The sequence below is a fragment of the Streptomyces sp. RPA4-2 genome (assembly GCF_012273515.2).
Classification (GTDB): domain Bacteria; phylum Actinomycetota; class Actinomycetes; order Streptomycetales; family Streptomycetaceae; genus Streptomyces; species Streptomyces kaempferi.
In genome coordinates this window covers 1,400,202-1,421,935 of record NZ_CP050975.2, presented here as the reverse complement: position 1 = coordinate 1,421,935, position 21,734 = coordinate 1,400,202, and the positions used below count along the sequence as shown (strand labels likewise).

22 protein-coding genes are annotated in these 21,734 nt (G+C 71.6%); 10 read left to right on the top strand and 12 right to left on the bottom strand.

Annotated elements, in window-relative coordinates; all coding sequences use genetic code 11:
* Nucleotides 1-4: 4 nt before the first annotated feature.
* On the top strand, nt 5-742 hold the full coding sequence (locus tag HEP85_RS05790; protein WP_168526773.1) for an SDR family NAD(P)-dependent oxidoreductase: 738 nt from the start codon (nt 5-7) through the stop codon (nt 740-742).
* Nucleotides 743-823: 81 nt separating this feature from the next.
* On the opposite strand, the gene HEP85_RS05785 is transcribed toward HEP85_RS05790, so the two are convergent.
* Nucleotides 824-1,588 (bottom strand): SDR family NAD(P)-dependent oxidoreductase, encoded by a 765-nt coding sequence (locus HEP85_RS05785; RefSeq protein ID WP_168526771.1) that lies wholly within the window; start codon nt 1,586-1,588, stop codon nt 824-826.
* A 212-nt stretch (nt 1,589-1,800) separates the two neighbouring features.
* The gene (locus tag HEP85_RS05780; protein ID WP_168526769.1) at nt 1,801-2,274 is read right to left on the bottom strand and encodes a carboxymuconolactone decarboxylase family protein; all 474 of its coding nucleotides are present in this window, start codon (nt 2,272-2,274) and stop codon (nt 1,801-1,803) included.
* Between the two features lie 299 nt (nt 2,275-2,573).
* On the opposite strand from HEP85_RS05780, the gene HEP85_RS05775 reads away from it, so the two are divergent.
* Nucleotides 2,574-3,587, top strand: a complete 1,014-nt coding sequence (locus tag HEP85_RS05775) for an alpha/beta hydrolase (RefSeq protein ID WP_168526767.1) — start codon at nt 2,574-2,576, stop codon at nt 3,585-3,587.
* Nucleotides 3,588-3,826: 239 nt separating this feature from the next.
* Here the strand turns inward: HEP85_RS05775 and HEP85_RS05770 are convergent, their stop codons facing one another.
* On the bottom strand, nt 3,827-4,906 hold the full coding sequence (locus HEP85_RS05770) for an NADH:flavin oxidoreductase/NADH oxidase (RefSeq protein ID WP_168526765.1): 1,080 nt from the start codon (nt 4,904-4,906) through the stop codon (nt 3,827-3,829).
* A gap of 162 nt (nt 4,907-5,068) precedes the next feature.
* Between HEP85_RS05770 and HEP85_RS05765 the strand changes: the two genes are divergently transcribed.
* Entirely contained in the window at nt 5,069-5,428 is a 360-nt protein-coding gene (locus HEP85_RS05765) for a helix-turn-helix transcriptional regulator (protein ID WP_248001848.1), read from the top strand.
* 45 nt (nt 5,429-5,473) lie between these two features.
* Here the strand turns inward: HEP85_RS05765 and HEP85_RS05760 are convergent, their stop codons facing one another.
* Together HEP85_RS05760 and HEP85_RS05755 are read right to left on the bottom strand one after the other, a co-directional pair.
* Entirely contained in the window at nt 5,474-6,829 is a 1,356-nt protein-coding gene (locus HEP85_RS05760) for a nucleobase:cation symporter-2 family protein (protein ID WP_168526761.1), read from the bottom strand.
* A 194-nt stretch (nt 6,830-7,023) separates the two neighbouring features.
* Nucleotides 7,024-8,400: an FAD-dependent oxidoreductase gene (locus tag HEP85_RS05755; protein WP_168526759.1), complete on the bottom strand. Its 1,377-nt coding sequence runs from the start codon at nt 8,398-8,400 to the stop codon at nt 7,024-7,026.
* Nucleotides 8,401-8,606: 206 nt separating this feature from the next.
* Here HEP85_RS05755 and HEP85_RS05750 point away from each other — a divergent pair, with 206 nt between their 5' ends.
* The gene (locus HEP85_RS05750; protein WP_168526757.1) at nt 8,607-9,074 is read left to right on the top strand and encodes a DUF6214 family protein; all 468 of its coding nucleotides are present in this window, start codon (nt 8,607-8,609) and stop codon (nt 9,072-9,074) included.
* A gap of 38 nt (nt 9,075-9,112) precedes the next feature.
* Here the strand turns inward: HEP85_RS05750 and HEP85_RS05745 are convergent, their stop codons facing one another.
* Nucleotides 9,113-9,766, bottom strand: a complete 654-nt coding sequence (locus HEP85_RS05745) for a DUF305 domain-containing protein (protein WP_168526755.1) — start codon at nt 9,764-9,766, stop codon at nt 9,113-9,115.
* A 193-nt stretch (nt 9,767-9,959) separates the two neighbouring features.
* On the opposite strand from HEP85_RS05745, the gene HEP85_RS05740 reads away from it, so the two are divergent.
* Nucleotides 9,960-11,462 carry an LVIVD repeat-containing protein gene (locus tag HEP85_RS05740; protein WP_168526753.1) on the top strand — a complete coding sequence of 501 codons (1,503 nt, stop codon included), beginning with the start codon at nt 9,960-9,962 and terminating at the stop codon, nt 11,460-11,462.
* Here the strand turns inward: HEP85_RS05740 and HEP85_RS05735 are convergent.
* Nucleotides 11,450-12,124, bottom strand: coding sequence for a TetR/AcrR family transcriptional regulator (locus HEP85_RS05735; protein WP_168526751.1), 675 nt, complete (start codon nt 12,122-12,124; stop codon nt 11,450-11,452). The two genes, HEP85_RS05740 and HEP85_RS05735, sit on opposite strands and share 13 nt — an antisense overlap.
* A gap of 186 nt (nt 12,125-12,310) precedes the next feature.
* Between HEP85_RS05735 and HEP85_RS05730 the strand changes: the two genes are divergently transcribed.
* A complete protein-coding gene (locus HEP85_RS05730; RefSeq protein WP_168526749.1) occupies nt 12,311-12,556 on the top strand; it encodes a DUF2630 family protein in 246 nt (81 codons plus the stop codon).
* Nucleotides 12,557-12,578: 22 nt separating this feature from the next.
* Here HEP85_RS05730 and HEP85_RS05725 read toward each other — a convergent pair whose 3' ends face one another.
* From HEP85_RS05725 to HEP85_RS05715, 3 genes are all read right to left on the bottom strand, one after another.
* A complete protein-coding gene (locus tag HEP85_RS05725) occupies nt 12,579-13,277 on the bottom strand; it encodes an HAD family hydrolase (RefSeq protein WP_369657616.1) in 699 nt (232 codons plus the stop codon).
* A 354-nt stretch (nt 13,278-13,631) separates the two neighbouring features.
* Nucleotides 13,632-14,567: a M56 family metallopeptidase gene (locus HEP85_RS05720; protein ID WP_168526747.1), complete on the bottom strand. Its 936-nt coding sequence runs from the start codon at nt 14,565-14,567 to the stop codon at nt 13,632-13,634.
* Between the two features lie 119 nt (nt 14,568-14,686).
* Nucleotides 14,687-15,295: a DUF5134 domain-containing protein gene (locus tag HEP85_RS05715; RefSeq protein ID WP_369657615.1), complete on the bottom strand. Its 609-nt coding sequence runs from the start codon at nt 15,293-15,295 to the stop codon at nt 14,687-14,689.
* 306 nt (nt 15,296-15,601) lie between these two features.
* Here HEP85_RS05715 and HEP85_RS05710 point away from each other — a divergent pair, with 306 nt between their 5' ends.
* Both HEP85_RS05710 and HEP85_RS05705 read left to right on the top strand, forming a co-directional pair.
* Nucleotides 15,602-17,173 carry an FUSC family protein gene (locus tag HEP85_RS05710; RefSeq protein WP_369658109.1) on the top strand — a complete coding sequence of 524 codons (1,572 nt, stop codon included), beginning with the start codon at nt 15,602-15,604 and terminating at the stop codon, nt 17,171-17,173.
* Nucleotides 17,170-17,733, top strand: coding sequence for a MarR family winged helix-turn-helix transcriptional regulator (locus tag HEP85_RS05705; RefSeq protein ID WP_168526745.1), 564 nt, complete (start codon nt 17,170-17,172; stop codon nt 17,731-17,733). Before HEP85_RS05710 ends, HEP85_RS05705 begins: the two co-directional genes overlap by 4 nt.
* Before the next feature lie 148 nt (nt 17,734-17,881).
* Here HEP85_RS05705 and HEP85_RS05700 read toward each other — a convergent pair whose 3' ends face one another.
* Entirely contained in the window at nt 17,882-18,274 is a 393-nt protein-coding gene (locus HEP85_RS05700) for a VOC family protein (RefSeq protein WP_168526743.1), read from the bottom strand.
* 327 nt (nt 18,275-18,601) lie between these two features.
* Here HEP85_RS05700 and HEP85_RS05695 point away from each other — a divergent pair, with 327 nt between their 5' ends.
* The gene (locus HEP85_RS05695) at nt 18,602-19,144 is read left to right on the top strand and encodes a GNAT family N-acetyltransferase (RefSeq protein WP_168526742.1); all 543 of its coding nucleotides are present in this window, start codon (nt 18,602-18,604) and stop codon (nt 19,142-19,144) included.
* Nucleotides 19,145-19,204: 60 nt separating this feature from the next.
* On the opposite strand, the gene HEP85_RS05690 is transcribed toward HEP85_RS05695, so the two are convergent.
* Complete coding sequence (locus HEP85_RS05690; RefSeq protein ID WP_168526740.1) at nt 19,205-19,888, bottom strand: glycerophosphodiester phosphodiesterase family protein; 684 nt, start codon at nt 19,886-19,888, stop codon at nt 19,205-19,207.
* A gap of 433 nt (nt 19,889-20,321) precedes the next feature.
* Here HEP85_RS05690 and HEP85_RS05685 point away from each other — a divergent pair, with 433 nt between their 5' ends.
* Complete coding sequence (locus HEP85_RS05685; RefSeq protein ID WP_168526738.1) at nt 20,322-21,719, top strand: DUF6421 family protein; 1,398 nt, start codon at nt 20,322-20,324, stop codon at nt 21,717-21,719.
* Nucleotides 21,720-21,734: the final 15 nt, after the last annotated feature.

Genomic DNA, 21,734 nt, shown 5'->3' with positions numbered 1-21,734 from the left:
CCTTGTGAGCAACACCCTGGAAGGCAGAGTCGTCCTCGTCACCGGTGCGTCCTCGGGCATCGGACGGGCCATCGCGATCGCCCTGTCGAAGGCGGGAGCCCGGGTCGCGGCCGGCGCCCGGCGGGCCGACCGGGTGCGGTCGCTCGCCGAGGACGCCCCCGGCGAGGTGCTGGCCCTCGAACTGGACGTCACCGACCCGCAGTCGGTGCGCGACGCCGTCGAGGCGACCGTCGAGCGCTTCGGAACCCTCGACGTGCTGGTGAACAACGCGGGCGTGATGCTCAGCGGGCAGATCCTGGGCGCGGACACCACGGAGTGGACGCGCATGGTCGAGACCAACCTGCTCGGATCGATGTACGCGGTCCACTCCGCCCTGCCGCACCTGCTCCTGAGCAAGGGGGCGGTGGTGCAGATCTCCTCGACGTCGGGGCGCGTGTCATCGGCCGCGAGCGGTGTGTACGCGGCCACCAAGTTCGGTGTCACCGCCTTCTCCGAGGCGTTGCGCCAGGAGGTCACCGAGCAGGGCGTGCGGGTCGTCGTCGTGGAACCAGGTTTCGTGGCCACCGAGCTGACCACCCACATCACCGACCCGGCCATCCAGGCCATGGCGAAGACCATGGCCGAGTCCATGCGGACGCTCCAGGCCGAGGACATCGCCGGCGCCGTTCTGTACGCGCTCTCCCAGCCCGAGCACGTCGCCGTCAACGAGATCCTGATCCGGCCCACCGACCAGACCCGCTGAGACCGGTCACCCTCCCGCACCACAGGCCCGGCCTCGGACCGCACAGCTCGCCAGCTGGTCCGAGGCCGGGCCGGCCGGTGGTCAGACGAGCTCAAGTCCCCCGTCGATCGTCAGCACTTGGCCGGTCAGGTGCGTGCTCGTGGGATCGGCGACGCGCAGGATCCAGCCCGCGACGTCCTCCGCGTCTCCGAGACGGCCGGTCGGGATGCGGTCGCGTTCGTAGGCGCGCAGCTCGTCGATGGTGTCCTGCGCGAGGCCCGCCGCGACCAGGACGTCAGTCTTGGTGGGTCCGGGGGCGATGGCGTTCACCCGTACGCCGTCGGACGCGAGCTCCAGGGCCCAGCTCCGGGTCAGTTGCTCGAGGGCGCTCTTGGTGGCGGCGTAATGGGCGCCGCCGGCCAGGGGGCGGTGCCCGTAGGTGCTGGAGACGTTGACGATGGAACCGGAGGAGTCCCGCAGGTGCGGCAGGGCGGCGTGGGCGAGCATGCTCGGCGCTGTCACGTTGAGGTCGAACAGGCTGGTGATGACCGACCGGTCACTCTCCGCGAGCGGCATCACGGCCGTGGCGCCGGCGTTGTTCACCAGCACGTCGATCCGGCCCCACCGCTCCACCGCGGTGGCCACCACCCTGTCGGCGGCGTTCTCCTCGCGGATGTCGAGCGGCAGGACCGCGATGCCGGAGTGGGCGAGAGCCGTCTCCTCCAGGGCGTCCTTCCGGCGTCCCACACCGAGGACGTGTGCCCCTGCCTCGGCGAGGGCGATCGCGGTGGCGCGGCCGATGCCCGACCCCGCTCCTGTCACGATGGCGACCCGGTCCGTGAAACTCGGGGTCGTTGAACTGGGCATGGTTTTCCCCTTTTCGATGTGCGTAGGGAAGGCGAGCGAGTGTCCGAAGACGCGTGTGCCGTCGAGTGAGAAGGCGTGTTCGCGCCGGACGTCGTCATCGCGGCGAATTCGGTCGCCCGGCCGGGTGACGCTCAACGCCGGTGGTCCGTCTCCCCGCCGTGGGTCGGGGCGGCGCGGAGACGGACCGGTCGTGTCCGGCGGACGGGCGTCGATCAGCCGAACTGGCCGGGCTGGTAGCTCCCGGCGGGCTGCTGGTTGATGACGTTGATGCGGTTGTAGGCGTTGATGATGGCGATGAGGGAGATCAGCGCGACGAGCTGCTCCTCGTCGTAGTGCTTGACCGCGGCGGCCCATGCCTCGTCGGTCACACCGCCGGCGGCGTCGGCGATGCGGGTGCCCTGCTCGGCCAGTTCCAGCGCGGCGCGCTCGGCGTCGGTGAAGACCGTGGCCTCACGCCAGGCAGCGACCAGGTGGAGCCGCTGCGCGGTCTCGCCCGCCGCCACGGCGTCCTTGGTGTGCATGTCGGTGCAGAAGCCGCAGCCGTTGATCTGGCTCGCGCGGATCTTCACGAGTTCCTGGACCGCGTGCGGCAGCGTCGTGTCCGAAGCCACCTTGCCGGCCGTGTTGATGTGCTTCAGCACCTTTCCGGCGAGGGGGTGGCCGAAGTAGTTGAGACGCGATTCCACGGTGATCTCCTGACGATTGACGACGGGTTGTGGGTACACACGTATGACCGGGGTGGCGGGGTGATGTGTGACAGGGCGCCGGGGTGACCTGGATCTCGACCCCCGCCGGCCGCGCATCACTGATCTCCGGCACCACCGACCAGCCATGCCCAGGGACGCGGACACCGTCGTCGTGTTCCGTGGAGCGCCCCGCCGTTCGGCGGGAGTTCTCCGCCGTATGGCGCTCCCGCCGAACCGCCGGCCCAGGGCACGATGACGACAGTGGCCACAGGGGCGTGACCGTGACGCAGGGAGAACCGATGACCGCCGTACCTTCCGCACCCTCCGCCGGGAACGAGCGCTTCCGGGTGGGGCCGCCCCCGCCGTTCGACCCGGAACTCGCCGCCGCCCTCGAAACCATCGCCGAGGAGATGCCGCCCGCCCTGCACCCCGAGATGATCCCGGCGCTGCGCGAGAGCATGGCGGCGTTCGAGGGAGCGGAGCCGGACCTGGGCGGGGACGGGGCCTTCGAGGTCGAGGACCGCACGGTTCCCGGGCCGCGGGGCGCCCCCGACGTCTCCCTGCTCGTCTGCAGGCCCACGGGGACCGATGCCGCGACGCCGGTCATCTACCACACGCACGGCGGCGGGATGGTGGTCGGTGACAGCCGCTCCGGGGTCCCGGAGATCCTCGACTGGGCACGGGAACTGGGTGCGGGGGTGGTGTCCGTGGAGTACCGCCTCGCTCCCGAGAACCCGCACCCGGCGCCGGTCGAGGACTGCTACGCGGGACTGGTGTGGACAGCCGAGCACGCCGCGGAACTGGGATTCGACCCAGACCGGATCATCGTCGCCGGCGGCAGCGCCGGAGGCGGCCTGACCGCGGCCGTCGCCCTGCTCGCCCGGGACCGCGGCGGCCCCGCGCTGCTGGGGCAGGTACTGCTCTGCCCGATGCTCGACGACCGCAACGACACTCCGTCCAGCCACCAGATGGCCGGTCTGGGCGTGTGGGACCGCACGGCGAACAACACCGGATGGACGGCCCTCCTCGGCGACGCGCGCGGCGGCCCGGACGTCTCCCCCTACGCCGCCCCCGCGCGCGCCGAGGACCTCACCGGACTGCCCCCGGCGTTCATCGACGTCGGTTCGGCCGAGACCTTCCGTGACGAGGCCGTCGCGTACGCGACCCGGATGTGGCAGGCGGGCGGCCGCGCCGAACTGCACGTCTGGCCGGGCGGCTTCCACGGATACGACCAGATGGCGCCGCAGGCCGCCCTCTCCCAGGACACCAAGGCGGCCCGCCTGCGGTGGCTGCGCCGACTGCTGGGGCAGTGACCGGATCAGGAGGCCGGTCTCCCCGGGGAGGGCGGAGACGACGGCGACCTAGGGCGTGTTGCGAAAGTCCCGTCGTCCGCCCGGAGGGCGGGCCTCGCGGCGTCTGGTGCGTGCTCTCGGTGGGCCGGGCGGAAGCCCGCGTACTGGACGTACTCGGGTTTTCGCCCGGTGCGGCGAGAGTGCGTGCCAGGCGTCGCGAGGCAGACGGGACTTTCGCAACACGCCCTAGTCCCGCGGAACTAGACCGAGCGGTGGTACTGCTCGGGCACGTGGACGTCCGCGCCGAGCTCGCGTCCCGAGATGCGGGCGAACGACGGGTTGCGCAGCAGCTCGCGGCCGAGCAGCACCGCGTCGGCCTCGTCGTTGGCGACGATCTTCTCGGCCTGCTCGGCGTCGGTGATCAGGCCGACGGCGGCGACGGGCAGCCCGGTCTCCGCCTTCACCCGTGCGGCGAAGGGGACCTGGTAACCGGGCCCGACCGGGATGCGTACGCCCGAGGCGTTGCCGCCCGTCGAGACGTCCAGCAGATCCACGCCGTGCTCCCGGAGCCGGGCGGCGAGGCGGACGGTGTCGTCGGCGCCCCAGCCGCCCTCGTCCAGCCAGTCGGTGGCGGAGACGCGGAAGAACAGCGGCTTGTCCTCGGGCCAGACCGCACGGACGGCATCGACCACTTCGAGGGCGAAGCGGATGCGGTTCTCGTAGGAGCCGCCGTACTCGTCGGTGCGCCGGTTGGAGTGCGGGGAGAGGAACTCGTTGACGAGGTAGCCGTGGGCGCCGTGGATCTCCACGACCTCGAATCCGGCGTCCAGGGCGCGCCGGGCCGCGTCCGCGAACTGGCCGACAATCTCCCGTATCCGGTCCACGGTGAGCTCGGTCGGCACCGGATGGCGCTCGTCGAAGGCCAGCGCGCTCGGGGCCAGCGGCTGCCATCCGTACGCGTCCTCACCGACCGGCGCGCCGCCCGTCCAGGTGCGGTCGGTCGATGCCTTGCGCCCGGCGTGCGCGAGCTGGATCCCGGGCACGGTGCCCTGGCCGCGCAGGAAGCCCGTGATGCGGCGGAACGCCTCCACCTGCGTGTCGTTCCAGATGCCGAGGTCGTACGGGCTGATCCGGCCCTCGGGGGAGACGGCGGTGGCCTCGACGACGATCAGGCCCGTGCCGCCGGTGGCGCGGGCGGCGTAGTGGGCGAAGTGCCAGTCGTTCGCGGCGCCCGTCGAAGGCCCTTCCGGCGCGGCCGAGTACTGGCACATCGGGGGCATCCACACCCGGTTGGGGATGGTCAGATCGCGCAGGGTGATGGGCTCGAAGAGCGCGCTCACGGAGGACTCCATTCGTCGCGGGACCGGGCTGCGGTTACTACGATAAACATCGTAGTACGGGAAGTGTCAAACTACGAGAGGTCTCGTACAATGGGAACCGGTGGAGCCCAGCAGGCCGGAGACGATGCCGGACGAGAGCCCGCCCCGAGGACTGGAGCCGCCGTGACGACCGCCGCCCCCGCCGGCAGCAGCCGGGATCTCGCCCACCCCGCGTGTGCGGAGATCCGTCTGGAGGGCGTGCTGCACGCGCTGTCCGATCCGATGCGGCTGCGGATCGTGCGGGAGCTCGCCGCCGACGGCGACGAGCTGTCCTGTTCGCACTTCGACCTGCCTGTCACCAAGTCCACCACCACGTACCACTTCCGGGTGCTCCGTGAGAGCGGGGTGATCCGGCAGGTCTACCGCGGCACGGCCAAGATGAACGGGCTGCGCGCGGACGACCTCGACACGCTGTTCCCGGGGCTCATCGGCTGCGTCCTCGCGGCGGCGGCCCGCCAGGAGTCGGAGCGGGACGGCGGCTGAGGCCCCCTCCGCCCGGGCGGTCACCATGGGCGCCCCCGGAGCTGTCTAGGCGCTGACCGCGGGTGCCCCCGGAGTGGCGGCGCCGTCCCGCCCAGCCGGCTTGCCCGGCAGATGGTTGAAGATCAGGTTCAGGACGATCGCCGTCAGGCATCCGGCGCTGATCCCGCTGTTCATCACCGTCTGGAACCAGTCGGGGAACTTCTCGTAGACCGTCGGCACCCCGACCGGCAGGACGCCCACGGCGACCGATACGGCCACGACGGTGAGGTTGTCGTTGCCCTTGAAGTCCACCTCGGCCAGGGTGCGCAGCCCGCTCGCGGCGACCGTCCCGAACATCACCAGACCCGCGCCGCCCAGCACCGGCGCGGGTACCGCCGCGACCACCGCGCCCAGCTTGGGCAGCAGACCGAGCAGCACGAGGATGCCGCCCGCGGCGGCGACCACCCAGCGGCTGCGTACCCGGGTCATGCCGACCAGGCCCACATTCTGCGCGAACGCCGTGTACGGGAAGGTGTTGAAGACACCGCCGAGGACCGTGGAGAGGCCGTCGGCGCGCAGCCCGTCGGCCAGCGTGCGCGGCTCGACCCTGCGATCGGTCATCTCACCCACCGCGATGAGGTCGCCGGTCGTCTCCGTCATCGTCACCAGCGCCACCACCAGCATCGAGACGATCGCGGAGGCGTGGAAGGCGGGGGCGCCGAAATGGAAGGGCGTGCTGATCCCCAGCCAGTCGGCGTCATCGACCCCGCCGAAGTCCGTGAAGCCGAAAGGCACCGCCACCGCGACGCCCACCGCGATGCCGATCAGCACCGCGATCCGGCTCAGGAAGGGCGGCGCGAACCGCTGCACCGCCACGACGACGGCCAGCACGAAGCCCGCGAGCGCCAGGTTCTTCGGCTCGCCGAAGTCCTTGGCGCCCACGCCGCCGGCGGCCCAGTTGCCCGCCACCGGCAGCAGTGAGACCCCGATGATCAGGATGACGGTGCCCGTGACGAGCGGCGGGAAGAAGCGCAGCAGCCGGCCGAAGACCGGCGCCAACAGCATGATCACGAGGCCCGCGACGATCACCGACCCGTAGATCGCGGGCAGTCCGCCGCCGGTCGTCCCGATGAGCACCATCGGTGAGACCGCCGCGAACGTGCACCCCTGCATGATCGGCAGCCGCACGCCGAAGCGCCAGAATCCCACGCACTGGATGAGGGTCGCGATACCGCAGACCAACAGGTCGGCGGTGATCAGATACGCCAGATCGGCCGGCGAGAGCTTCATCGCGCCGCCCACGATCAGCGGAACGGCGACGGCTCCCGCGTACATCGCGAGCACGTGCTGCAGCCCGAAGGCGGCCAGGTCGCGTACGGGCGGGACCTCGTCGACGGGATGCACGGGTGCGGTGGTTGCCATGGGCACTCCAGGGGCGGCGGCGGATCGGGGCGGCCGGAGGGTGGCGTGGAACCTCCGAACAGCACGAGACCGTAGAGGGCTTGAACAGTTTGTTGATGTCCGGTCTGTTGCCGGTGTGTGTCATGCCCACGGAACCCCGAGCGACTCCGCCGTACCCGGCGGGGATTACGGGCGAGCCCTCAGGAAGTCTGCCCTCAGGAAGTCGCCGTCCGCGCCGCCGCCAGCAGTGACGTCCAGTCGGGCAGTTTCACGACACCCCGCCCCAGGGAGGCCCCGAGCGCCGCCTCCGCCCGCTCGATCGCCTCCCAGCCGGCCCATTCGACCGGTGCGAGGCCGTCCGCCCGCAGCGCCGCGAGCGGATCGTCGGTCACCTCGCGCCGTACGAGACCGGGCGCGTCCTCCAGCAGCGACGTCACCGTCTCCTTCGCGCACGGCCGGTTGGTGCCGATGACACCCGTCGGACCACGCTTGATCCAGCCCGCCACGTACTCGCCCGGAGCGACCGCGCCGTCCCGCAGCACCCGCCCCGCGAGATGCGGCACCGTGCCGTGCTCCGCGTCGAACGGCAGCCCTTCGAGCGGAACCCCGCGATAGCCCACCGAACGCAGCACCAGTTGCGCCGCGATGTCCTCGTGGCGACCCGTGCCCGTCACCCCGCCCTGCCCGTCGGGCACCGTCCGTTCGAAGCGCACGGCACCCACCCGGCCGCCGGCGCCGTCGGGGTCGCCGTCGCGGGGGAGCAGCGCGACGGGGCGCAGGAAGAAACGGAGCCGGATCCGGCGCGGACGGCCTCGCGCCGGGGCGGCGGCCCACCCGCGCAGTACCTCGACGTTGCGGCGCTGGGCGGCCGGCAGTGCCGACGGGTCGACATACTGCGGATCGAGCGCCAACTCCTCGGGGTCCACCACGACGTCGGTGTCCGGCAGTCCGCCCAGCTCGCGCAGTTCCTTGGTGGTGAAGCGGGCCTGCGAGGGACCGCGCCGCCCGACCATGCTGATCTCCGTCACCGTGCTCGCGGCCAGCGCGGTGAGCGCCGCCTGCGGCATGTCGGTGGGGCTCAGCTCGGCCGCGCCGCGCGCCAGGATCCGGGTCACGTCGACCGCGACGTTGCCGACACCGATGACCACGGCCGAGCGGGTGCCGTGCACGAATCCGGCGGCTCCGTCGGCCACGGAGTCCGGGTGCGCGCTGTACCAGGACACGAACTCGGTCGCCGACCAGCTGCCGGTCAGTTCCTCGCCGGGCACCGCGAGGTGACGGTCGGTGGCGGCGCCCACGCAGTACACCACCGCGTGGTACAGCTCGCGCAGCCGTGCGGCCGGTACGCCGCCGGGGCCCACCTGGACACCGCCGAGGAACCGTACCCGCTCGTCCACGAGGACGGTGCGCAGGTTGTTCTGGAGCGATTTGATCTTCTCGTGGTCGGGGGCCACTCCGTAGCGGACCAGGCCGTAGGGGCACGGCAGCCTGTCGAGGACGTCCACCCTGATATCGGGCAGCCCGCTCTGGACGAGGCTCTGGGCGGTGTAGACCCCGCTGGGCCCCGAGCCGACAACGGCGACATGCAGCACGGCGGAACTCCCAACCCGAAACCCGAACAGCCCGAGGAGATCGCTGATGGCTCCAGCATCGCACCACTCATGGCCCGCTGACAGGGTGCGGCGCGCGGCACACGTGTGCGTGTCCGTTCCATGGAGTGTGATCATGCGGTTACGTTCTGCGAGTGCTCGAAGCATCCTTTCTCAGTCTTTCTGATCGCGATCGGCCGGAGGGCTCGGTGTCCGTGTGGCCCGCGTGGGAGGTGCGGGAGCACGACAGGGTCACGCGGTGGTTCTCCGTCCGCATCGACTTCGCCGACGGCGCCCGGGTCGACGTACTCGCGGTGACGGTCGGTGAGGGGGTCTCCATCGAGGACGTCCAAGCCCGGCCGCCGCTGTCACTGGACGACCTCACGGCGCTCGCGGACTGGATCGAGGAGCCCCTCGTCGAGGCGTGTGGCGGGGGTGCCGCGCCGCGGGCGGGGAGTCCGGCGGGGCCGCTGTCCGGCCGTGTCCGCGGTGCGTGGCCGCGTGGCGTCGAGGGGCGGCGGCTGATCGCCGAGGAGTACCGGGCCGCGCAGCGGGACGGGGCGGATCCGGTCCTGGCGGTCATGTGCGCCACCGGTCACAGTCGGCGCAGGTCACTGCGGCTGATCGCGGGGGCGCGCGACGAGGGGTTCCTGACCCCCCGTCATGTGCGTCGCTGAACGGGCCGGCCGCGAGTGCCCGCGAAAGCCGCGGACCGTCACGACATCGCGCGCATCCTGCTGATCTCGCTGGTCTGCTGGGCGATCACGTCGTCGGCCATCTCCTCGATCTGGATGTTGTTGCCCTGGGCCTTCACGTCCGTGGCCATCGAGATCGCGCCGTCGTGGTGCGTGATCATCAGCCTCAGGAAGAGCCGGTCGAAGACCTTGCCCCGGGCCACGCGCAACGCCTTGAGCTGGGCGTCGGTCGCCATGCCGGGCATCGCCTCGTGCCGGTGTCCCGTGGCGTGCCGGTCGCCGTCGTGTGTGTCGAGCCAGCCCTTCATCGTGCTGATCTCGGGTCCCTGCGCGGCCGCGATGCGTGCCGCGAGTGCCTTCACCCGGCCGGACTCGGCCTGTCGCGGGGCGAGCCGGGTCATCTCCAGTGCCTGGGTGTGGTGTTCGATCATCATCCGCGCGTAGGCGAAGTCCGCCGAGTTGGGGGAGTCGTCCTCGGTGCGCTGTCTCGCGGCATCGTCGGCGGAGAGTGTCTCGGCCGCCTCGCCGGGCTTGCCGGGCGCGATCACCGAAGGTCCGCCCGCCTTACCGGACTTGGCCGCAGTGTCGGAGTCGTCGCACGCCCCGAGCACGAGTACGGCGGCCACCAGCGAAGCCGTGACCAGGGAAGCACGGGGCGGACGGCGGAAGGGCACAGTGACCTCCTGGGACACACGGATCGGCTTACAGCTCACGGGTGTTCATGACCGTCCTAGCACGCTTCCGAACGTGCCCGAGCAAAAACTCTCATGACGAGTACGTTGCCATCTGTTGATCAGCGCATGGGGCAGACGATACTTCTGGGGTCCGTGAACCGTTCCTCTGCGAACGGCTACAAGGGAGGACGCAGTGACCCTGTTGAACGACCCTCGAACGCGGCACAGACGCCTGGGAGTTGCCGCCGTCGCGGCCGGACTCCTGGCCGCGCTGCTCACAGCCGGCCCGGCGGCCGCGACCCCCGACCCCGGGGACGGTCCCGCCGCACGGGAGAAGGTCTCCCGGAGCGACGCCGCCGAGCTGAAGGCGGCGATGGCGAGCGGCGAGATACCCGGACAGGACGAGATCGTCCACTCCGACAACGTCCAGCACCTCACCAACATCCCCAAGGACGCCCTGCCCGGGATCAATTCGGATCTCGCCTTCCAGGGCAAGTACGCCTTCGCCGGCAACTACGACGGCTTCCGCATCCTCGACATCAGCAACCCGAAGGCCCCGAAGACGGTCTCGCAGGTGCTGTGCCCGGGATCGCAGAACGACATCTCCGTCTCCGGCAACCTGCTCTTCCTCTCCACCGACTCCTCGCGCAGCGACAACTCCTGCAACAGCACCACGCAGCCCGCGACCGAGAAGTCCTCGTGGGAGGGAATGAAGGTCTTCGACATCTCCGACAAGGCGAACCCGAAGTACGTCGCCGCCGTCGAGACCGCCTGCGGCTCGCACACCCACTCACTGGTGCCGGAGCGCAAGAACGTCTACATCTACGTGTCCTCGTACTCGCCGAGCGCCACGTTCCCCGACTGCCAACCCCCGCACGACGGCATCTCGGTCATCAAGGTGCCGCGCCACGCCCCCGAGAAGGCCGCGGTGGTGAACTTCCCGGTGCTCTTCCCCGGTGAGGGACCCGACGGCGGCGGCAATCCGGGCTCGCCCACCAACCCGGGCGTCTCCAAGACCACCGGCTGCCACGACATCACCGTGCTGCCCTCCAAGGACCTCGCGGCGGGCGCCTGCATGGGCGACGGCGTCCTGTTCTCCATCAAGGACCCCGAACACCCCAAGGTCATCGACCAGGTCGAGGACAACGTCAACTTCGCGTTCTGGCACTCGGCGACCTTCAACCAGAAGGCCGACAAGGTCGTGTTCACCGACGAGCTGGGCGGCGGCGGCGCGGCCACCTGCAACGCGGCCATCGGTCCGAACCGCGGTGCCGACGGCATCTACGACATCGTCGGCAAGGGCGACCGGCGCAAGCTGGTCTTCCGGAGCTACTACAAGATCCCGCGCCACCAGGCGGACACCGAGAACTGCGTGGCCCACAACGGCTCGCTGATCCCCGTCAAGGGCAAGGACCTCATGGTCCAGGCCTGGTACCAGGGCGGTGTCTCCGTCTGGGACTTCACCGACTCCGTCCACCCGAAGGAGATCGCCTACTTCGAGCGCGGCCCGCTGAGCACCGACACGCTCCAGGTCGGCGGCTCCTGGTCGGCGTACTACTACAACGGCTACATCTACTCGAACGACATCGCCAAGGGCTTCGACGTCCTGAAGCTCAGCGACCGGCGCACCGACCCGGCCAAGCGGGTCCGTCTGGGCGAGCTCAACGTCCAGACCCAGCCGGACTACTTCGACTGATCGTCCGGCAGGCGGCCGGTCGCGAAGAACCGTGACAGATCCGCCCCGTACGTCCCGCCGGGCACCTCGGTGTCCGGCGGGACCCCCATCTCCCAGTCGAGGTCGTAGCGTTCGAACAGCTCCGCCCGCAGCGTCGGCACCGCCATCGGCGCGCCCGGCACCAGCGCCGCGTACACCGCGCCCATCAGCAGCGCGCGCAGCATCGGGTAGTCGGTGGCCGCGTCCGGCGAGCCGTGACCGGCGACGGTCTCGCGCAGGAGCTGCGCCAGCCGCTGCTGCTCGGGGCACTGCACGAACCCCTCTTCCTGCAGGATCCCGGCCATGTGCTGACGCATGAGGACCGGCCTGTCCCGGGCCAGGCCGAGGACCGCGTCGATGGCCCGCGCCATCCGTTCCCGGCCGTCCGCGGTGCGCGGCTCGCGCTCCAGCCCCTCCTCCAGCGTGCGGTGCATCAGCCGGTGCACCGCGGACTGGACGAGCTGGCGCTTGCCGGGGAAGTAGTACGACACCAGGCCGCGCGCCGATCCCGCGCGGTCCGCTATGTCCCCGAGCGTCGTCGCGTCGTATCCGCGCTCGCCCACCAGCTCCAGCGCGGCCTGTAGAAGCCGCTCCCGGGAACGCCGCCGCAGCTCTTCGTTGACCGACGGGCTGCGCGGGGACATCCTGTAACTCCTGTGTTGACTGGCTGCCAGCCAACTATACTCAGGCCGTCCGGGTCGCGACCCCTTCAGGGGTCCGCTTCGGGCTGCCGTCCGCCTGGGGCGTCGCGGGGGAACGTCTCAGGCGGACGTGCGGTGCGGGGGAGGATCTCCTTACAGTGGGCACGAGGCCCGAGGAGGCTTACGGACATGAACCAAGAGCAGATCCTGGCGAAGATCACGGCGATGGTGGACGACGAGCGACAGCTCCGCGACGCCCTGTCGTCGGGGCAGATCGACTCCGACACCGAACACCAGCGGCTCGGGCAGCTCGAGCGCGAGCTCGACCAGTGCTGGGACCTGCTGCGTCAGCGGCGCGCGAAGACCGAGTTCGGGGAGAACCCGGACGAGGCCCACGTACGGCCGTCCTCGCAGGTCGAGGGCTACCAGAGCTGACAGGCGGGGGCAGGGCCGGCGGTCAGCCGACCAGGTCGAGCACCGGCCGCAGTCCGTCGGGCCGGGCCGCCGCCGACAGGTGGTCCACGAAGTGCACCGCGCAGCCCAGCGCCGCGGCGCCGCCGTCGGCGCGGCGGTCGTCGCCGACCATCAGTGTGTCCTCGGGTGCCGCCCCCAGTGCTTCGCAGGCGGTCGCGAACAGCCGGGCGTCCGGTTTCTGGATGCCGTGCTCGTACGACAGGACGTAGGCGCCGACGTACGGGTCGAGGCCGTGCTCGCGGAAGACGGGCCGCAGATCCCAGCCGATGTTGCTGACCACTCCCACCGCGACCCCGCGTCCGCGCAGCGCGGCGAGCACCTCCGCCGCGTCGGGATAGGGGTGCCAGGCGGCGGGCCTCATGTGGCGGTCGTACAACGCTTCGTGCAGCGCGGGATCGGGCAGCGGCACCAGCCGGGACGCGCCGGTGTACGCGGCCCGGTGCGACGCGGCGCTCTCGTCGCGCCGCCGCCACACCTCGGCAAGGTCCGTCGGCAGCGGCCGTGCGGGGGCGGCACCGCCGGCAAGCGCGCCGACGGCCTCCAGGTCGGCGGCCTTACGTGTCAACTCCGCTTCGGAGAGGGTGACTTCGGACTCCGTCAGCACGGCACGCAGCCAGGACCCGGTGGACTCGACACGGAACAGGGTTCCGGAGAAGTCGAAGAGCACGCACTTGATCATCATGAGGGCGATCCTTCGGGGCGCGGCCCGTGCGGGTCAAGGGCGCACCGGGCCGTACCGGTGTCTCTGCCGGGCCCGGGCCCGCGCCGCCCGTGCTCTTGCCGGGGCACGGGCGCACCCCTGCCGCCGAGGCCGTCCGAGGACACGGCGCAAACCGAGCCGCGCCTGGTCAGCGGGTCAGCCGGTCAGGCCTTCAGCGTGGCTACCGCGGTCGGCGCGGTCTCGCGCTCGTGGCACGACCGGACGGGCGCGGAACCACCAGGAAACAGGCCGACCCACTCGACGTCACTCGACTTCACTTGGAGCCACTTGGAACCAACCCCCTGACCTGGTGCCGGCCCACCTGCGTCGCACGCCTCAGCCGAGTGCCCGCAGCGCCGGTACGAACGTCACCAGCAGCGGGACGACCGGCACCAGCGTGGCCGCCGCCGTCAGGCGCAGCCGCCGCGACGGCGTCAGCCGGTCCTGGGGAGTGAGGAGGCGGCGCACCCGCGCCGGGAGATGGGCCTGCGGGGTCGGGCAGGGGCCGAACACACCCCGGTCCTCGTTGAGCTCCACCAGCGCGAGGGCGATCGTGAGACGGCCGAAACGGCGGGACGCCATGTCGTCGGCGGCCAGTTCGACCAGCCGGTGCATCTCGTCGCGGAACGCGGCGAAGACCGGGACCTGCGGGAAGCCGACGGCGAGGGCGGCCGAGCAGTGCAGGAGCCAGTCGTGCCGGGCCCGCGCGTGCCCCTGCTCATGGGCGAGCACGGCATCCAGACGACGACCCTTGAGGCGGCGCAACGCGGCCGTGGTGATGACGAGTTGGGGAGCGGGGCCGGGCAGGAACCAGGCGTCCGGACGCTCACCCTCCAGCACCACCAGTCGATCGTTGCCCGGCTCCTCGCCGGGCAACAGCGGTGCGCGCAGGCGCAGTTCGGCGCGGCTGTGGCGGTGGCGCGCCCGCGCGCCCAGCACCTCGCGGACCAGCATGGCCGCGGTCCAGGCGCCGCCGCACGCGAGTGCCACCGCGGTCGTCGCGGCCCACGTGCCTCCGGTGCTCAACGCGTAGGCGTTGACGACCGAGTGGGGCGCGGGGGCGAACACATGGCCGCGCACCGCCACCCAGGCGGCGGCCGCACTCAGCGTCATCGACAGCGCACAGCACAGCAGAACGGCCGCCACCACGCACTGCCACACCCACAGGGCGACCACAGGTTCGCGGTCCGGCCAGTCCGCCCGGGCGAGCAGCCGTGGAGCGACCACGGCGGCCAGGGCGCCGAGCAGCAACAGTGCCGCGGGGACCATCATGGGTGAAGCCTATGAGCGGAGCGTCGCCGAGGGATACGGGCCGCGACGGCAAAGTGACGTACACCACGGTTTCGTGGGGCATGGCGGGAGCGGTCCCGCCGGTGCGGCGGGCGCGCGTGTCAGAGCGTGACCAGCATGGCGAGCATCGCGATCCCCATCGACAGCCGGCACGCCCGCGACAGCTCGGGACGATCGCCCCAGTCGGGGGTCCGGGCGGGGCGCGGCAGCATCGCCCCGGTGCTCCCGGTGCTCCCGGTGCTCCCGGTGCTCCCGGTGCTGCCGGTCATGGCCGCGACCGGCAGCAACCGGACCCCGGACAGCAGCACGTACGCGGTGAAGTAGAGAAGGAGCGCCCCGGTCACCAACGGCACCCCGGAACCCTCGTGGGCGTGGTGGTGTCCGGGGGAGGCGGCCATCACGACCGCCATGTAGACCATCGCGCAGGCACCGACCACATGGTGCAGATGGTGCCCGCCGCCGCGGGCCGCCCACAGGGCGCGCAGGGCGGCCGCACCGAACACCGCGGCGTACCCGAGCCAGGCCCAGTGCGGCGGAGCGGCCACGGCCGCGGGCACGGCCATCGCCGCCATGCCGAACCCCATGAGCGCCTCGCCGCCGGCCGCGCGGCGTTGTTCCTCGACCGTGCTGCGCATCCGCAGCAGACAGTAGGCGCCGGTCGCCGCGCACAGCGCGACGAGCAGCCAGCCGGGCGAAGCCGGTCCGTGCACCGTGCACCTCCCCCGCTCGACACTGTCGGACGTCGGACCGGGCATGCCCGCGCGAGGCGGTGCGCAAGCCGGTGGAGGCCGGGCGCAAGGGTGCATTCGGGGGAGCGTGCGGGGAGCACCGCAGGTGGGAGGGGGAAGCGTGGCGGCCCGATATGCTGCGCTGGTGTTTTACTCGTAAAATATCTGCTATTCTTCACCGTATGAGCACCGCGACCCCCACACCCCCCGGGCGCGCCGCCCCGGTCCCCCTCCAGGCGCGCGGCGCCTCCCGCTGGCCGGGGTGCTCCGCCTCGGCTTACCTCCGACATCTGGTTCAAGCCCGCCCTGAGCGTGGTCGTCTCGGTGGCGCCGCCGAACCTGGCCCTCCTGGCGCTCGGCCGGCTGGACCTGGCGATGTACACCATGGCCGGGTCGCTCTGCGCGCTCTACGCCCACAACCGCCCGTACGCCGCCCGGGCCCGTACCCTCGCCGGGGTGGTGCTCGGCATGCTCGCCGGACTCGCCGTGGCCCTGACCGCCGCCTCCCTCACCACGAGCCCCGTCCTGCTGGTCACGGTCGGCGCCCTGCTCGCCGCCGTGCAGAAGGTGCTGTGCGACGCCACTCGGGTCGGGCCGCCCGGCCATGTGGTCCTCTCCTTCATCAGCTCGGCGTCCCTCTTCGTGCCGCAGACGCTCGGCGAGGTCCCCGGTCATCTCGCGCTGGGTGCCGCCGCGGGCGTCTGGGCCTGGGCCGTCGGCATGGCCCCGGGACTCCTCCGCCCGCACGGACCGGAGCGCAGGGCCACCGCGCACGCGCTCAACGCCGCTGCGGCGTACGCCGAGACGCGGGGCGACGGTGCCGGATCCGCCCGTTCCCGTGCGGCCGCGGCCGCCGCCGTGCACGGGGCCTGGCAGTCGCTGCTGTCCACCGGCGCCCGCTCCGCGCCCCGGCGTGCCCTCGAACGGCTCGTCGTACGGGCCGAGGTGGCGATCGCCGCGCCCGCGGACACGGAGCCCGAGCGGCTGCGCGGCTGGGCTCGCGACCTGCGCGGCACCGGCCCCGTACCGCACCCGGACGACCTCGGGGAGGCCGCCGGTGAACTCCTGGGCGTGGAGGCCGAACTCGCCCTGGGGGAGCGGTCGTTGCTGCGACGGCTCGGCCCACTGGCCCCGATCGCGCTGCGCGTCGCGCTCGGCTGCTCGCTGGCCGGCTGTGCCTCGCTCGCCCTCGGTGTCGGCCGCCCCTACTGGGCCCTCGTCACCGCCGCCTCGCTCTACCAGACCAATGTCACCCTGACCTGGAGCCGGGGTGTGCAGCGCGTGGTCGGCAACCTCGTCGGCGTACTCGTCTTCGCGGCCCTCGTCCCGCTCGCCCATCTCGGTCAGGCGGCCCTCGTGCTGTGCTGTCTCGCCCTCAACTTCGGGGCCGAGGCCCTGATCGGGCGCAACTACTGGCTCGGCAGCGTCTGTGTCACCCCCATGGCCCTGCTCATCACCGAGTTCGCCCACCTCCAGCGGGCCGGCGAGCTGATGACCGACCGGGTCGTGGACACCCTGGTGGGCGCGCTGGTCGGCTTCGCCGCGGCGGTCGCCGTCACCAACCGGCGGGCCGGTCACCGCGTCGAGGACGCCCTCGACGCGGTCGAGCGCGCCGACGAGCGCGCCGTGCGGCTCCTCGACTCCGAGCGTCCCGCGCCCGGCGCCCTGGAGTCCGCCCGCCGCGACCTGGCCGGCGCCGTCGTCGAGCTGCGTGCGACCGCCGACGCCGCGGCCGGCGAATGGTGGCAACGCGCCCTGCCGGAGGAGCGGGTGATGCGGGTGGAACGGTCCGGACACCGTACGCTCGCGGCGACGGTACGACGGCAGGGACTGCACTCCGTGGAGGGCGCACAGGCATGACGGCAGCGAACGGGCGGGCGGCGGGCGGGGACACCGGCGCCGGACGGGCGGCGGTGCCCGGCGACACGATGGCCGCGGTCGTGCAGCAGTGGCGGGCCGTGCATCCCGGCATCGACACCGGCCCGATGGAGATCATCGGCCGGATCAACCGCTCGGCCGCACTCCTCCAGCAGGCCGAGGACGCCCCGCTGCGCCGCGCCGGGCTGACCCGTCCCGAGTTCGACGTCCTCGGGACGCTGCGCCGTACCGGGCACGAACTGACCCCCAGCGAGATCGCCCGCGAGACGTTCTCCTCCGGCGCGGCCGTCACCAAGCGGCTCAAGCAGCTGACCGAGCGCGGCCTGGTCGAACGCCGCGGCGACACCCGTGACCGCCGGGTCGCGCACGTCCGGCTCACCGACGCGGGACGCGAGCTCGTCGACGGCATCCTGCCCCAGCAGCTCGCCTACGAGACGACGGCCCTGTCCGGTATCGACCCCGCCCGCCAGCGTGAACTCGCTTCGCTTCTTGGGGAGTTGCTCGGTCAGCTGGAGGGTCGTCTGGGGGTCCCGCGCGGCTGAGCGGGGCCGGGCCGCGCCCGGAGACCTCGCCCGGCGCCTCGGGGCCGGCGTCCGTGTTCGGCGGGTGCGGGGTCCGTCGCCGCGCCGCTCCTCGGCCGGGCGGCGGCGACACCGATGATCCGATCCACTCTCCGGCCGCCCGGTGCGCTCAGACACCGGGCCGGTAGCGCAGCGGATGATCCGCCGGGATCTCCACCAGCACGATCTCGGTGCCGTCCGGATCCGCGATCCACATCTCGATCAGCCCCCAGGGCTCCTTCACCGGCGGACGCGGCACCTCGACGCCGGCGGCGGCCAGTTCCTCGTGCGCCGCGGCCGCGTCGGCCACCTGGAGCCACAGCCTGAGGGCGGGGGAGGGCGGCACCTCGGAACGGCCGGAGACCTCCAGGAAACCGCCGCCGAGGAAGTAGACCGTGCCACGCTCGGGCCCCGTACCGAACTCCCGGTGGACGGCGAGGCCCAGTTGCCCGCCGTAGAACGCGCGGGAGCGCTCCGGGTCGGTGGGGCGCAGAAGGGTCCGGCTGCTCAGTACATGCACCATGCCCCCGGAGCCTAAGGGCTGTCCCGTAATCCCCGGTGGATCAGCGCGCGGCGTCAGATGCGGTGCATCGCAAGGCGGAGGGTCGTCCTCATGCTGGGTGTATTCGGGCGATCCGACAACGCGGCGTGGGGGTCCCCCCTGCTCGAAGAGCTCGGGGGAGTGCCGTAGCTGTCGTCGTGCGCCCGCCGGGGATTACGGGACAGCCCTTAGGGGCTCTCGGGCGATCCCCGGTGGATCACCGCACGGCCCCTGGCCGGGGCGTTACGCTCGGCCGTGCCCGAGCCGCGCCAGAGATACCAGAGATCCAGAGATTTGGGGAATCGCTCCATGAACACCGCCGCCTCCCACGGACTGACCTTCCGCGACGCCGTCGACACGGACGTGGACGTCCTCGTCGCGCTGATCGAGTCCGCGTACCGCGGTGACTCCAGCCGGGCCGGCTGGACCACGGAGGCGGACATCCTCGAGGGACGGCGGACCGACCCGGAGGGTGTGCTCGCCGTCATCAAGGCGACCGACAGCCGGCTGCTGACCGTCGAGAGGGACGGCTCCGTCGTCGCCTGCTGCCAGTTGGAGCACCGTGGCGACCACGCCTACTTCGGCATGTTCGCGGTCAGCCCGACACTCCAGGGCGGCGGCCTCGGCAAGGTGATCCTCACCGAGGCGGAGCGGTACGCGCGCGAGACCTGGGGGGTCGTGGAGATGCACATGACCGTGATCTCCGTACGTGACGACCTCATCGCCTGGTACGAGCGGCGCGGCTACCGCCGTACGGGACGGATGACCCCGTTCCCGTACGGCGACGAGCGCTTCGGTGTCCCGCAGCGCGACGACCTTCGGTTCGAGCTGCTGGTCAAGCCGCTGGCCTGACGTCCGACGAGGCCGTGGGCGCTCGCGTCGCGGGCGCTCGTCCGGGCGCCGGCGCGGGCGTCACGCCGTGAAACGGCCGGTGCGTTTGATCTCCGGGTAGTCGGTGGTCGCGCCGTCCAGCTCCAGCGCGCGCACCAGCCGCAGCTGGTCCTGGGTGTTCACCACCCACCCGATGATCCTCAGACCGGACGTGCGGGCGTGCTCGACGACCTCCAGGGTCAGCCGGCGGATGTTCAGACAGACGGTCGCGGCACCGGCCTCCACGGCACGGTCCACGACGTCGACGCCGTAGCGGCTCGCGATGAGCGCGGTGCGGACGCCCGGCACGAGCCGGGTGACCTCGGCGATCGCCTCGTCGTGGAACGACGACACCTCGACGCGCCCCACGAGGTCGCGCCGGTGCATCACGTCGGCCAGCGCCCGTGCCGCGGCCGTGTCCTTGATCTCGGCCTGCAACGGCGCCCTGACGGCGTCCAGGACCTCTTCGAAGACGGGTACGCGCTCACCGCACCCGGCGTCCAGCGCCCGCAGCTCCGCGAGCGTCATCTCGGAGATCGGTCCCGAACCGTCGGTCGTACGGTCCACGTCCGCGTCGTGCATGACGACGAGTGCGCCGTCCTTGCTCAGATGCAGATCGAGTTCGATCAGGTCGAGGCCCGCGTTCTGGGCGGCGATGAAGGAACGAAGGGTGTTCTCGGGCTCGACACCCATCACTCCGCGATGACCGATGGTGAGGAAGTTCAAGACGCGACTCGCTTCCGTCGACGGCGGCTCTGCGCGCGCGTGGTCCCGGCGGCGTCCACGCGGCAAGGCCGCAGCCTAATGGCCCGGCCCCGCGATGTACCCGCTCGTACGCCAGGCAGGGCGTGTCCCGGCCGGGCGGGGGACGCCCTGCCCGGCCGGTCCGGATCACCCGGGGGTGGGCGAGTCCTGTGCGGATTGACGCACCCGGTGCCCCGGCCCGCACGACGGTCCCGCCCGCCCTCGCGGCCTCTCCGGGGACGCCCGGAACGCTCGATACCGCTTGGTGGAAGTGGTCGCCCACGCGGTGTACGACAGGAAAAAGAGCGGTGAAGGTGGGGGTAGCGCAGGATAATCTATCGAGTCTCCCCTTGCGAGAAGGAACCTCATTTACATACGGTGTGCATACGCGAGGTTGTCCCGTGGAGGATGAGACATGACGGAAATTCTTGTGCAGGTGGGTACGGAGGAGCAAGTTCCTCCCGTGGGCAGGGTGGTGGAGCACCCGGCTTGGCCCGTGCTCAAGGATGCCGTGGAGGAGATCCGTCCATGGCAGTCCAAGGACGGCTCGATCGACTTCGAGGCGGAGGGCGCCCCGGACGCCGCCGACGCCGATCTGGCCGTACGCCGGGCGATAGACGCCATCGAGCGCCTCGCCCCGCTGCTGCCGCACGACGCGGCCTACCACGAGGCGCTCGTGAGGGATCTGCGCGGCTGGGCCGACGGGGGCTTCCAGGTCCCCGACTTCCTGGACTCGCTGCTCGCCTTCCAGCCCGCCGCGAACCGTGCGGACGGCCTCCAGCACCTGGTCGTCTTCCCGATGTACACGCAGAACGGCAACCCGGACCGCAACTTCGAGGCGCTCGTGCTGCGGATGGTCTGGCCGGACTGGCTGGCCGAGCTGGAGCGCACCCGCTACGACAACCCGCTGTTCTGCGGGATCACCTTCGAGGACTTCACGGCCGGCTACGACACCAACTCGGCCGTGCTCTTCCCGGAGACCATCGCCGTGCGCGAGGCACCGGCGCGCTTCAGCTGGGGCGGCATCTTCTGCGACCGCGAGGCCGCCCGCTTCCGCGCCGTCACGGAGGCCGCCGTGGACGTCCTGGGCCTCCAGCTGCCCGAGGACATCGCCGCGATGGTGGACGACCAGGAGCGCTGCGAGCAGGCCTTCGTGCTGTGGGACATGGTCCACGACCGCACCCACAGCCATGGCGACCTGCCCTTCGACCCCTTCATGATCAAGCAGCGGCAGCCGTTCTGGATGTACGGCCTCGAAGAGCTGCGCTGCGACCTCACCGCCTTCAAGGAGGCCGTGAAGCTGGAGGCCGAGGGCCACCAGCACGGCCGTGACGTGCAGTACGCGGTGCTCTTCGACCGGATGTTCCGCTTCCCGGTCACCGGCGACCGCGTCCGCAACTACGACGGCCTCGGTGGCCAGCTTCTCTTCGCCTACCTGCACAAGCACGACGTCGTCCGCTGGACCGACAACAAGCTGCACATCGACTGGCAGCGCGCCCCGCAGGTCACCAACCAGCTGTGCGCCGAGATCGAGGACCTCTACCGGGCCGGCATCGACCGTCCCAAGCTCGTCCACTGGTTCAAGGCGTACGAGCTGGTCGCGGCCTACCTCGCGCCGCACCCGGGATCGCGCTGGGCCAAGGGCCCGGACGCCCTCGATCTGAGCCTGCCCCCGCGTAAGCTCGTGGACGACGTGCTTCCGGACGAGTTTCCGCTGAGCATGTTCTATGAGGCGCTCTCCAAGAAGCTGAAGAACGTGATCGCCTCCACCAAGGGCATCACCGCGGCCGGCGCCGAGCGGGCCGCCGCGTGAGCGCCCGCGCCGAGG